The 13,066-nt window shown below is 37.5% G+C and carries 10 protein-coding genes; 4 read left to right on the top strand and 6 right to left on the bottom strand.

What is annotated here, in order from left to right:
- Positions 1–40 precede the first annotated feature (40 nt).
- Together I6F47_RS01725 and I6F47_RS01720 are read right to left on the bottom strand one after the other, a co-directional pair.
- On the bottom strand, positions 41–475 hold the full coding sequence (locus I6F47_RS01725; protein ID WP_024599511.1) for a nuclear transport factor 2 family protein: 435 nt from the start codon (positions 473–475) through the stop codon (positions 41–43).
- A 101-nt stretch (positions 476–576) separates the two neighbouring features.
- Complete coding sequence (locus I6F47_RS01720; RefSeq protein ID WP_197183211.1) at positions 577–1,047, bottom strand: YHS domain-containing (seleno)protein; 471 nt, start codon at positions 1,045–1,047, stop codon at positions 577–579.
- Between the two features lie 125 nt (positions 1,048–1,172).
- Between I6F47_RS01720 and I6F47_RS01715 the strand changes: the two genes are divergently transcribed.
- Complete coding sequence (locus I6F47_RS01715) at positions 1,173–1,994, top strand: AraC family transcriptional regulator (RefSeq protein WP_197183210.1); 822 nt, start codon at positions 1,173–1,175, stop codon at positions 1,992–1,994.
- 4 nt (positions 1,995–1,998) lie between these two features.
- Here the strand turns inward: I6F47_RS01715 and I6F47_RS01710 are convergent, their stop codons facing one another.
- Positions 1,999–3,291, bottom strand: coding sequence for an alpha/beta hydrolase (locus I6F47_RS01710; protein WP_197183209.1), 1,293 nt, complete (start codon positions 3,289–3,291; stop codon positions 1,999–2,001).
- A gap of 205 nt (positions 3,292–3,496) precedes the next feature.
- A complete protein-coding gene (locus I6F47_RS01705; protein WP_197183208.1) occupies positions 3,497–4,855 on the bottom strand; it encodes a serine hydrolase domain-containing protein in 1,359 nt (452 codons plus the stop codon).
- A gap of 184 nt (positions 4,856–5,039) precedes the next feature.
- Here I6F47_RS01705 and I6F47_RS20520 point away from each other — a divergent pair, with 184 nt between their 5' ends.
- Complete coding sequence (locus tag I6F47_RS20520; RefSeq protein WP_231609136.1) at positions 5,040–5,300, top strand: hypothetical protein; 261 nt, start codon at positions 5,040–5,042, stop codon at positions 5,298–5,300.
- 407 nt (positions 5,301–5,707) lie between these two features.
- Here the strand turns inward: I6F47_RS20520 and I6F47_RS01695 are convergent, their stop codons facing one another.
- Entirely contained in the window at positions 5,708–6,478 is a 771-nt protein-coding gene (locus I6F47_RS01695) for a DUF1223 domain-containing protein (protein ID WP_197101339.1), read from the bottom strand.
- A gap of 597 nt (positions 6,479–7,075) precedes the next feature.
- On the opposite strand from I6F47_RS01695, the gene I6F47_RS01690 reads away from it, so the two are divergent.
- Complete coding sequence (locus I6F47_RS01690; protein WP_197183207.1) at positions 7,076–10,147, top strand: PKD domain-containing protein; 3,072 nt, start codon at positions 7,076–7,078, stop codon at positions 10,145–10,147.
- A gap of 317 nt (positions 10,148–10,464) precedes the next feature.
- Positions 10,465–11,142 carry a glutathione S-transferase family protein gene (locus I6F47_RS01685; protein WP_197183206.1) on the top strand — a complete coding sequence of 226 codons (678 nt, stop codon included), beginning with the start codon at positions 10,465–10,467 and terminating at the stop codon, positions 11,140–11,142.
- 52 nt (positions 11,143–11,194) lie between these two features.
- Here I6F47_RS01685 and I6F47_RS01680 read toward each other — a convergent pair whose 3' ends face one another.
- The gene (locus I6F47_RS01680) at positions 11,195–12,934 is read right to left on the bottom strand and encodes a SulP family inorganic anion transporter (RefSeq protein ID WP_165734680.1); all 1,740 of its coding nucleotides are present in this window, start codon (positions 12,932–12,934) and stop codon (positions 11,195–11,197) included.
- Positions 12,935–13,066 lie beyond the last annotated feature (132 nt).

Below are 13,066 nucleotides of genomic sequence, written 5' to 3'. Positions count from 1 at the left end.
AACAGGCTAAAATTTATAACAGCGATTATTGGTTTTATAGTTATTGCAAAATATAAGCTTTAGCGACTATTTTCCATTCATTATCTAGTTTAGCTAATGTTAGTGCATCGTAAAAACGGTTGGTAGAGCGAAATAAAACAACAGCTAAACGGTCGTCAACAATGTTCATACTGATAACTTCACCATCGAGGTTTCCACCTGCTGGATTTTTGTTTGATGCCCATTGGTTAAGTACACTGGTCATGTCTTTATACGACTTAATAACGTCTTTACCGTCGTCGTTTTTTACGACGCCAACCATTGTTGCGTGCTCTGCTGCAAATGCGCGAAATAAACGCGCTTTACTCGCCTCCCCTTGACCTTGAAAGTAGTCGTTTACTGCGGCTTTTATCGCTACTTTATCAGAGGCTTGATCAGCCAATGTACTAAACGATAAAAAGGTAACACTTATAATAACTAACAACGATTTCAACATAAAACTCTCTACTGCTAATAATGAACAACGCACTAAATTTAAGGCTGCTGGTGTAAGCTAAAGCAGCCTCACAATATTATATTTAAATGAAACTTTGTTTATTAAAGCTCTTTTGCTGTTTTGTCTTTTATGTCAAACCAGTTTGAGTCGGCTGAAGTAATAAAGCCTGGTACGTCTTTTAGCCATTGTTTTTGAACTGATTTATCAAGATTTAAATAAAGTTTGTTTTCAACAATTTTGAACGCTTCTGGATCTACGTCAAACTTTTTCTCCATTGATACACCAAATGCACAAAAGCCACCAAATTGTGGTGCGTACTTTTCTGGATTCGCTCTAAATAAGTCGCGGTGCTTAGCTGAGGTGAATTTATAAATGGCATTTTTATGTGTTGCAGTATATTCAGAGCTGCCTGTTACTGCTTTGTTTTGGGTAAAGTAAGCAACGGTATCGTAACCACTAATTGCAATATCGTTAACGTCGGCATTTGCGTCTATGTCTGCTGCAAAGCTTAGTGAACTGGCAAGTACAGATGCTGCAAAAAAAGCTGATTTAGTGATTGTCGAAAATTTCATGTGTATCTCCAAAGGGTAATTTAATTAGTATGTTTGTTTAAACTCAACTGTACTTTATCGTTATTGCTTGGTTAATATGCGTCTATTAGTCTATATTTTCATACCAATAATCCAAAGAGGCGCTTATGGACGTACTTTCGAGTGTACTGAGTCACTTTTCACTTAACGCCAATGTATTTTTTAGTGGAAACATGTGCGGTACGAGCGACTTTAGTGACGATCAAGGTGTTGGGCATTTACATTTATTGCGCTCAGGTACTCTAAAAGTGCGCAGTAACAGTGGCTTTGAAGTTGTTTTATCTACGCCTTCGGTTATATTTTTTCCTCATTCTACAGGGCACTGTTTATTTTCGGATAAAAGCGATGGTGCTGATTTAGTGTGTGCACAAATTAGCTATCAAAGTGGAGGGCATAGCCCTTTATTGCAGGCGCTGCCTTTTTGCTTAAATTACGAATTAACGGGTAATGGATTATTAGAGCAGAGCGCTTTTTGGATTTTTGAAGAGGCATTTAAAGACGCCAGTGGTAAGGATTTAATTATAGATCGCTTATGCGATGTATTTTTAATTAGTGTGCTGCGTAAGGTATTGAAAGAGGGCACAATTAAAAGCGGGATGATGGCAGGGCTTACTCATCCTCAGTTAGCCAAAGTATTAATAAAAATACACCAAACCCCAGAGCAAAGCTGGTCGCTTAGCGCTATGGCTGAGGAATGCTGCATGTCACGCTCTAAATTTGCCGACACGTTTAAGCGTGTAATTGAGCAAACACCGGCTGATTATTTAGCTGATTGGCGCTTATCGGTCGCTAAAAAGCTTATTTTAAAAAATCAAAATATGGATTTAGTGGCTAATCAGGTTGGTTACGAAAATGGCTCTGCACTTGCCCGTGTATTTAGAAAAAAAACAGGGCAAGCGCCAAAAGAGTGGTTATTGAGCCAGCAGTAAACGTTCAATTTTGTAAGTTAGCTGCATCCGTTGTAATTAGGTAGTTTGAATCGAGTGACCAAAAATTATTTTCGAGTTTTTGCAAAGGTCGCTTTCTAGAACCAGGCGATGCCTTATGCAGTATCAAATTAATAAGATCTGAACTGACCGCAGGGTCACTATGAAAGTAATCATGACCTATTAAGCTGCCAGATTTAGGTACTTTAATTAGGCTTACGTTACCTACAGAAGTAAATATGTCTTGCTCGTTTATGTTTACATCTTTTGTGTTTAATCGACCAAAGCTTAAGCTGTTTGTTAGCCACTGTGAAATACCCAATGCGCTATCTTCTTGAGAGGTGTAAATGGTAATTTGTCCAAATGCAGGTCCAAATTGCTCAGCCATTAACCTTTGTTTAATAATACCAAAATCAAGATCGGGGGCGGCTAAAATTAAGTTTTCAATACGCAGGTCTTCTCGAGGATTTCCGCCACTGGCTCTGTTTTCAATTATAAGCTCTCTAAGAGTTGTGGTTACTACATCTGTGCCACGGCTATGCGCAATAATATGAATATTTTCTATTTCAGGATTTTTAAAAAGTAGTCGTAAGGTTTCTTTTAAATGAAAAATAGTAAATTGACCAGACTCTTTATCTTCAAAATAGCCGGTTAATCCTGTGGCGGCAGCAGGCCAAGAGTAAACAATAGGTACGCCTTGTCGGTTTAAAAAATGCCAAATACCAGCAAGAGTAAATACCGATTCGTTAAAGGTATTATTAAAGCCATGCACAAACAAAATAACATCTTTATTATTACTGTTTTTTAAACGCTGATTAATATTTTTGTTTAATTGGGTTTCGTGAAAAATTTTGCGTTCTAAAATATCTTCGTCAATTTGGAGTTTGTTTTTTACGCGTCTAAATTTATAAGGCGATAAAGGGAAGCGACCTAATTCATCCGCTTTTTCCATTACGTAAGTCAAATTTCCGGAGCGATTTTTAAGGCTACTTTGCTTTAATAGCTCACTCCACTGCAAAGATTTATCGCCAAAATTTATTTTTGCTACACCGTACGCAATTGATGGCGACCGACTTGCGTTATACATAACCCCCTCTTTTTCAGAAACTGCTCGGTCTGTAACATAGAGTAATTCCATACTTGTAGTATGTAGGTTTTTAGGTACTTGGGCTTCTGAATAAGGCGTACTTACATATAAATTGGGTGTAGGCATTAAAGCTGGGTTTGAAGTACAAGCAGATAGCAAAATAATGAGCAAAGGCGCGAAAATATAGGATTTACCGTGAGGGTGAAAAAGCATGCTTATTCCTTATTTTCGGTTTGTAAATTATTTTAAATAGGTTAAGTATAAAATTAGCATATAAAAAGTAACATATTTATTACCTTTTACACATCACATACTAATTTTATAATTTATTGTTGCGTTAACGAGGATTCAAAATAAAAATACCCGAGCTTATAAGTAGAGAAAGCTGCGGGCATTGTTTTTTGGGAGGCTTATAAAGCTAAATCTTAATCGCCTCAGTAGGCGTTGTTGATAATCCACTAAAATACTTCATTACTAATTGGCCTTGGCTGTTTTTTTCTATTACTAAGTAATTGTTTGAATTAGGGTAGTAAAAGCTATTTTTAGACATGGTAATAAGTTTTGTTTTATCGCCACCAGTGCGCTTTGAATACAAAACGTCATTTTCAAAAATTAGGCTGCGTAAGGTGTTTTCATCAATACGGTAATCACCCAATACGGGCGCTAATTGCAGCTCTGTTACCTCTGCTTTTTTAAACTCGGGGAGTGCAATACCCAGTGCTTTGGCTGTGAGTTTTTCGTTGATAAAAATAGGGTTTATGTGGTTTGAATTAGCCAGTACGGCTACATATAGCTTTTGCTCTGGAATATAGCGTGCATGCGCTAAAAAACCATTTATTCCGCCAGTGTGTTTAATTACGGTGTATTCATTCAAAGGCTTAATAATTAATCCGTAACCATAGGATGAAAAGCTGCCGTCATTTAGTTTAAAAGGGCTTACCATCTTCTCATAACCTGCTTTACTAATAAGCTTGCCAGACGATAACGCACTAAACCAAATACTTAGGTCAGTTGGGGTAGATATAAGCGCACCTGCGGCATATGGCCAATCCATATTAATGTAGCTAGTGTTGATAAATCCTTGCTCTGTTTGCTCATAGCCAGATGCGCGATGGGTAACAAGTTCTTGCCCTTCATAACTACTCTGATTCATTTTTAGTTTTTTAAATATGTGTTGTTCAATAAAGTCTTTGTAAGACTGGCCACTTGCTACTTCAATTATTTTCCCAAGCAGTGAATAACCGGTATTTGAATAAGCCATTGCTTCGCCGGGTTTAAACACCATTGGGTGTTTGGCAAATCGCGCTAGTGCATCGTCAACGCTGGTGGGGACTTGTATTTCTTTATCAAAGAGATCGTCGTCATCTGTGTAGTTGGCGATGCCTGAGGTGTGGGTTAATAAGTTTTCGATTGTGACGAGGTTGCCCTCTGTTGGAAAGCTTGCAACATACTTATGAATATCATCGGTAACCTCTAGCTTACCTTGCTCTTGCAACATCATAATTGCAGCTGCAGTAAATTGTTTTGAAATAGAACCTAAACGCAAAACGCTTTGCTCATTAAGTGCAATGTTATGCTCAAGGTTGGCAAGCCCGCGCACTCCTTTAAAAAGTACTTTGCCATTTTTGCTTATAATTACCGATACCCCAGGCTCGTTTTCAGCAAGGTTATCGTTAAGAATTTCCTGATATTGCGAGGCTGTCGGGTTGGCTTTTACAAGGCTGGGTGTTAATAGCGAGAGGGCTAACAAACAGCTAGCGTAAAATGGCTTAATCATATTCATCCTTTTTTAGTTTTTATACCAAACCTCTGATAGGCTTAGCGATCCTTGTGTTTTATAGTGAGTTAATATTGCACAGCTAAAAAGTAAACACAATTATCGGATTTTATAGGGGCTCAGTAATAGGTATAATCGCTGCGTTTATTGGTTTTTATTATATTTTTACAAGGAAGTTGTTGATATGCCTGATGTAACAGCTCTATTTTATATTGCCATAATGGCCTTTTATTTATTGCGCTCAAATGATGGAAGTAAGTTAATTATAACTACGATCGTTTTAGCTGCTATTCCTCTATTTACGGGCGACTATTGGCAGTGGTTGCAACTAAGTGGGCTGTTAAGTGTCATTATTTTAATTATAGAAAAAGAGAAAGCAGGGGCTACCGCAGGCGGTGTTAGTCGCTCTATTTATTGGGGCTTTTATTGTAAGTGTAATTATTAATACAGGATTGACCTTTTCGAGTAATTTTAAGTTTTCTACTTTTGAAGTTAAAGCTCCCTTAAGTTACGAATGGTCTACTCATATTATTTGGTTGTATTGTCTTACTTTTGTTATACCGCTATTTGCCATTTTACGCGGTATTAAAAAGCCCGTAGCATTCTTTGGCACTAATTTAACCGCACTCGCTTTAGCTGTATTACCACACTATTGCGGCTCATTTATTTATGGGCTTATGCTAAGCGTAGCTATTATTACTTCTCTTTATTTAGTCGCTTTCGTGTTTAAAACAGATTCTGAACAACGCTTTATGTTTACGTATATGGGTATGAGTGGACTACTAACAAGCTGTATAGTTAAAAGTGTAATGGTGGCCTATTTTTAAACTTCAGCTGTTTATTTTATCCATATTAAAACCAATCTGCTGCAACTTGTAGTGGGGTAGGGTCGCTTTTTTCAGATACCCAAAATACTAAGGCTTGCTTTGTTGGCGATACATTATTAGCGCGAGGCAGGGGTAAGTCAGTTAATGATAATTGCTGCTTGGTCTGCATGTCACTTTGCTCGTAGCCAATAACAACAAAGTCGTGTTTTAACTTATGGCCTGCGTTTTCGCCGCTGTGTATTTGTGTTTCTATGCCAAAGCCTAACAGAGCTACATGGGCTATTAAGTTTTGGTTAGTATTATCTTCGGTATTAACAGTATCGTATTCGAGATTAATTTTACTGTTGTTTATAGTCGCTTTTAAATTACCTAAATAAGGGGCTTTAGCTACAGGAATAGCTTGCTTATAAAACCAACCTTGCCACCCGCTGCCGTTAACCATAAATCCTGGGGTTGCTACAATCCTACTTTTACCGAGTGCCTTATAAGTACGTTGTCTTTTACTAAAAACAGCAGAGGCAAACGGGTCTTTCCATCCTAAATAATCCCAATAAGTAACATGAAAATTAATAGGGATTAAATCAGTCCATAGTTTTTCATCATCTGTAAACGTTGAAATCCAGCGCTCTGCTGGTGGGCAACTACTGCAGCCTTGCGATGTATAAAGCTCTAAAAAGGTAGTCGGATTAGCTGTACTGGAAATAGTCACTTGCTCAGCAGCTTGGCTTTGAAAGCAAAAAATTATTAACCCAAAAAATGCGATAAGGAATGGACGATATAATGTTTTAGAAAGCATGCTGTGGCTCATAAAGGCTAATATTCACCTTAGCATAAGTGATTTTTAATATTGAAGTATCACGAAATACTCACAATTGAATCACGTTTTAACTGTGCATTTTATTTAGCTTCTCAATTATTGAAATACTTAATCTGATGGTTTGTTAGTTAAAAGCATCAACCTTTAGTGTGTAAGTGTTTTTTTATATAGAGGTTATCAAATTTTGAGTTTTTATTTGGTTATTAGCAATAAAGATTACGATATTTATCAGGGTTATATTTACCTAATAAATATTATGCTAATTAGTTTTCTAGCCTTTTTTATCTAGAAATAAGGGGATAGTGAGTTGTTTTAGGAAGTATCGCTTCGTTTTATTATTTTAATTAAGTTAATTATTTGTGTTTTAGTTTTTTATTGTTCTGATAAGTGGTACGGTGTTATGTTGCCTAAGTTGCTATCCTGTTGTTTTATTTGACTTTTAATTGTTGCCTTTAAGTGTCATTTAGTTAAAATAAGGTTTCAATATAACTTTTTATTGGGTCAAAACACCCGATTTTAGTTTTAAACGGATGTTTGATTTACTAAAAATCAGTAAATTTCAAAAGGATTTATTAAATGAAAAAGACAAAGTGCTTTGCATTGTGTTTAATCGCAACCTCTATTTTAACTGCGTGTGGCAGTGATAAAGACCCATCTAGTACTAGTGAAACACCTAAAGTAGTAGCCAACACAGCACCTTCAGTAAATGCAGGAGCTGACCTTATCGTAGATGAAAATCAATCTATTTCATTTACAGGAACTGCTGAAGACTCAACCGGTACAATAGCAAGCTATGCATGGCAGCAAACCTCAGGGATTGATTTAGAGCTTAGCGGCTTAGATACAAGCACCCTTTCTTTTACAGCGCCAGAAGTAGATGAAGAGCAAGTTGTTGTATTTGAATTAGTTGCTACTGATGATGGTGGTTTAACTGCATCTGACTCTATTTCAATTACTATTAAAAATGTACTAGTAGAACCAACATTGAGCTTAAACGAAAGAGTCACTGTTGAAGAAAATACAGAAGTAGAAATTACAAGCATAGCAGAAGATTCTAATGGCTCAATAGTTTCGTATGCTTGGCAACAAACTGACGGCATTATCATTGAAATTGATAACTTAACTAATGATTCTTTAAAATTTATTGCTCCAGAAGTTGATTTTGATACAACGTTAACTTTTGACTTAACAGTGACTGATAATGATGGTCAAACAGCTACAAGTAGTGTTTTTGTTGATGTGACTAATGTTGCCGCAAGTGTTATGTCTATACCTGGTGGTAGTGAAAATATTGTTATAGATGGGCAAACCGTTGAAGCAGCGCTGAATGAAGTATTAGTACATTTAAACGATGATGTTACAGAAGCTGAATTAGAAGCTGTTTTTGATGAGATTAGTAATAATGATGCTGGAATCGCAAGTTTTGATGATGCATTAAAAGTATTACAGATAAGAGTTAGAGAAGGCGCTTCTGAAAATAGCTTGATAACAAAAATTGGTGAAATGGGCGGCGTTAGGCATGCAGGTTTAAATACTGTTATAGAGTCAAAAAACTTAAGTCTGATTAGTAATTACAATCATGTAATCAAAAATAAAAACACTGTAATACAATATATTGCAGAGGAAAGCACTGATGAGCCTCTTTTTTCTGGAGATTATTGGGTTAAAGCTGTAGCCGCAGATAAAGCATGGGATGCATTACAAGAACGTACTTTAGCGCCAGTGACATTAGGTGTTGTTGATACCGGTATAGGTGCAGGACAAAATAGCATTGAAAGCTCTCGCTTAACTCGTCTACGCGCACAAGAGAATGGCCAATTTGGTGTTGTTGAAGGTGATGATACAGAAACTGATAGTTCTCATGGGTTGTGGGTATCTAGTTTTATTGCAGGACATAACACGAGCGAAGGCAGTGCAGTGTATGGTGTTGATCACAGTGCCAACTTAATACATACCGATATTTATGTTAAGCGTTGCAAGGATGGATCAACTACTGAAGAGTGTTCATCTGAATCTCCTATTAAAACTTATATAACTGATTTAATAGCAGGAACTAAGGCGACTATAGATAACGGTGCGAGCATTGTAAATATATCTTGGGGTGATACAAGCACTTGTGCTGACGACTCACAAGTTAGATTAAAAAGTAATAGAAATTGGCGTCTACAACAAACTAACTTAGTGGAATACGCAAAAGAAAAAGATGTATTACTAGTTTATTCGGCTGGTAATAACTGTGAAAAAAATGATGATCAACTTTTAGTTGATATCAATGATATTGCCCAAGATGCTTGGCAAACAAATACATTGATTGTAGCGGCAACAGATGCAGATGATAAAGAAACTGATTTTACACGTATGGGTAACGTCGTAAATATTGCAGCTCCTGGTGATCAAATGGGGTGGGGGAATACTGATGGTAGCTTAGGCGTAGGTACATCATTTTCAGCTGCTTTAGTAACAGGCTCTGCAGGGATTGTGAAAGGAATTAATAGTTCATTAAAAGCAGCGGAGATTAAAGATATTTTAGTTGCTACATCTTCTAATTTAACGCTTTCTGAAGAGTCAAAAGCGCTAGGCACAACCGGTCCTACGCAGTTACTAAATATTCATTCTGCAATACAAACAGCCGATTTAACTGTTGATTCTGTTTTAGAAGTTAAGGCTCCAATTGCTTTATCTAAAGGGGATAAAACTACTTCGCAATTAAGTTTTACCTTACCTGCAACTACTGTGACAGCAATTGATGTTATGTTTTTAATTGATGTTAGCGGTAGTTATGCTGATGATATAGCCAGTTTAAAAGAGCAAGCTGACAAAATATTAGAAAACTTATCTGGCCGTGGAATTAATGTTGCTTTTGGAGTTTCTGCTTTTTCAGATTTCCCTATTGATGGATATGGCAGTGAATACGATGGTGATGAAGCGTTCTATTTATTACAGTCGATGACAACGGATATAGATGCCGCAAAAATAGGTATTAACAATTTAACTATTTATTCAGGTAATGATTATCAAGAGTCACAGTTAGAAGGTTTGTACCAAGCTGTAACTGGGGCTGGTAGAGATATAGACAACGATGGAAATTATACTAGTTTGGGTGATATTGAACCTATGAATATTGGTTGGCGTGAAGGTGCTTTAAAAGTTATTTTATTAGCGACAGACGCGCCATTTCATGATTCAGATATAGATGATAATTACCCAGGTGCGGGCAAAACTGAGGTCATCAATATATTACAAGAAAAAGGTGTGACTGTATTTGGATTGCAAAGCGGCTCTATTGACCTAGCTACAGATGATTTAGATTCAATTGTGTTAGCTACTAAGGGACAAACATTTTTATTGTCGTATGATAGTAGCGAAATTGCAGCGACTATTTCTTCAGCTCTTGATGAGGCTTTAAAAGAAATCGATCTCTCAATTGAAGTGATTTCAGGGGAACAGTGGGTTGAAACCATTACACCAGTCTTAATTGAGAACGTTAAACCAAATGAAGAAGTGACCTTTGAAATTAATTTGAAAGGGATTAAAAATGCCTCTCTTGAGGAATTAAATTACGAAGTGATACTTTGGATAAGAGGTGATGGTAGCGCAGTTGTAAGAAGGGTTGTAATTCCTATTACAGTTCCAACTTTAGCCGATTAATTTAGACAAAATTAAATGATTAATAAAGCCGATATTGAGCGTTGCTCAATATCGGCTTTTTATTTAATGGGCCAAATATGAGTAGTGCTAATACTTGCCATGCTTTTAGTTTGTTGTTTATATAATTGATTTTTAAGTGTATTACTTCTTACAAAAATTTATTTTTTCTTTAGCATAAGTGATTTTTAAGATTGAAGTATCACGCAATACTCACAATTAAATCACGTTTTAACTGTATATTTTACTTGGTTAAAACTTAATTTGAACACCCGCTCAAGTTGTGTTTTAATCATGTCTCAATTATTGAGGAACTTTACATGATTAAATTTTATTTTCACCATACTCCTAACCCAATGAAGGTTGCACTCTTTTTAGAAGAAACAGGCTTACCGTTTGAACTTGTTCCTCTTGATACTTTAAAAGGTGAGCAACATACACCTGAATTTAAAGCAATTAATCCAAACGCTAAAGCGCCAGCAATTGTTGATGGTGAAACTCGTGTGTTCGATTCGAATGCTATTTTAATGTACCTTTCTGAAAAATATGGAAAGCTAGAAGGCAAGGGCGATGATCGCGCTGAAATGCTGTCGTGGTTAATGTTTATCGCATCTGGTTTAGGTCCGTATTCAGGGCAGAGTGTACACTTTAGACACATGGCGCCAGAAGGGCTTGATTACGCGGCTAATCGTTATTTACGTGAAGCGCAGCGCCATTACGAAGTGCTTGATACGCACCTTGAGGGCCGCGACTTTATTGTGGGTGATACGTATACCATTGCTGATGTATCTGCATGGGGTTGGATTGATAAAGCACCGGTTGTACTAGGTGAAGAGGGCTTAGCACCGTACCCAAATCTTAAGCGTTGGTTTGAAAGCATTGATAGCCGCCCAGCGGTTGCACGTGCACGCGTAATTGGTACTGATGTAGCATTTAAAAAAGAGTTTGATGAAGACGCTAAAAAAGCGTTTTTCCCTTCAAATTACCCTAAAGTATAAAAAGTACTTAATACAATAAGCAGATCAGTTAGCTGATCTGCTGTTTAGTATTTCATGGCTGTGTTAGCACCTCTTTATTTTCATCTGCCACGAATAAATTAACTTCCTCTGTGTGCTGGCTTACGCTATTTCTTTTTAGGGCGATATATAGGTCTGAGTGAATATATATACCTTCTTTTCCCGACTTCATTCCTGCAATTTCAAACCACGAAAGTAGTTGGCGTTTTCTACCTGCAAGTTCAAGCCTTATATCGCGCTTTTTAAATATAACATCTAGATCGGCAAGCATTGCCATTACGCTTAAATCTAAGTGAGTAAAGCAGGGCACAGCGTCAATTATTACACAGTGGGTGTCGTCTTTTTGCCTTGCGTATTGCTCAAGTAATCTGCGTTTAAAGTAGCTGGCATTAAAGTAAGTTAAAGGTGAATTAAAGCGATAGATAAACACGCCTTGCACTGCTTTTGCTTTATCTGTGGCGTCTAAACTTCTTACTACACCGTTAACATCTACGCCGAGTATATTGTCGGTTGGGCGCATTACAGTGCGAATAAACTGAAATAACCCCAGTAATACAGCAAGTGTGATCCCTGGTATAACGCCAATAAATAACACCGCAAGTAAGGTGGCTGAGGCGAGATAAAATGCCTGTTTGTCTTTTCGTTTTAGTTGCCAAACAGCTTTTAAATCGAGTAAATGAACAGAGGCAATAATAAGTACAACACCTAGCGCTGCGCTTGGAATAAATTCAAGTGGCGCTGTTAAAAATACGGCTATGACCGCAATAATGGCCGCTGCTATTATTGATACTAACTGCGTTTTACCACCCGTTGCATCGTTAACAGCGGTGCGTGAGTCGGCGCCACTGACTGCAAAACCTTGCGAAAGAGCTGACGCTATATTGGCAATACCTAGCGCTCTAAATTCTTTATCGGCGTCTATGTCGTAGCCATTTTTAGCGGCAAAGCTGCGCGCAGTTAGCATCATACTAACAAAACTCACGATGGCTAAGTTAAGTGCGGGTACCACTAGCTCACGAATAATCCCTAAATCAAAAACAGGGGTATTAAAAACGGGAAGCCCGCCAGTTACGGTACCAATGGTTTTTATATCAAGTTGTTTTAAATCAAAAATCCATACCAAAAGCGCACCAAAAGCAATGGCAAACATAGATGCAGGCCACGTGGGTCTTATGCGCTTCATGACAAAGTAAACCGCCAGTGTAAACAAAGCCATTAGTAAGGTGGGAACATGTGTTTGCGCTAGGTATGTGGGTACACCTCCTAGGCGTTCAAGTAGGTAGCGTTCGTCAAAGGTAAAACCGAATACTTTAGAAAATTGACCCACAATAATAGTGATAGCCACGCCGTTTAGTAAGCCCATTAAAATAGGTTTAGATAAAAAGTCGGCTAATACACCTAACTTAAATTTACTGGCTATAAAGCACCAAAAGCCGGTCATAGCGGTCATTGTGACAACAAGTTGCCAATGCTTAAAGCTGTCACCTGCAGCAAGAGGTGTTACTACTGCTGCAATAACGGCGCAGGTGGCGGCATCAGGGCCGACTATTAATTGCTTAGAAGTGCCAAAAAGCGCATATAGCATCATTGGCAGTATGCAAGAATATAAACCGACGGCGGCGTTAACACCGGTTAGTTGTGCGTAAGCAATGGCAACAGGTAAAGCTACCGCAGCTACCGATAGCGCCGCTCTTACATCATCAGCAAACCATTGTCGCTCGTAGTGCAGCAATGTATCTAAACCCGGCATAAAATTATATAAACGCGACAGCACTTCAACTTTTCCTGTTAATAGTAGTAACGCTTTGATAGTAAATTTAATGTTCAAATAAGTATAGCTAGGTGGGTGTGTTTTTTACGTAATATAAAGCTACTTTTTTATAGACGTAAAAAAGCCTGCATAAAA

Source organism: Pseudoalteromonas sp. NZS37, assembly GCF_015864265.1.
GTDB classification, from domain to species: Bacteria; Pseudomonadota; Gammaproteobacteria; order Enterobacterales; family Alteromonadaceae; genus Pseudoalteromonas; species Pseudoalteromonas arctica.
The sequence above is the reverse complement of the archived record's forward strand: the minus strand, read 5'-3'. Positions and strand labels throughout refer to the sequence as shown.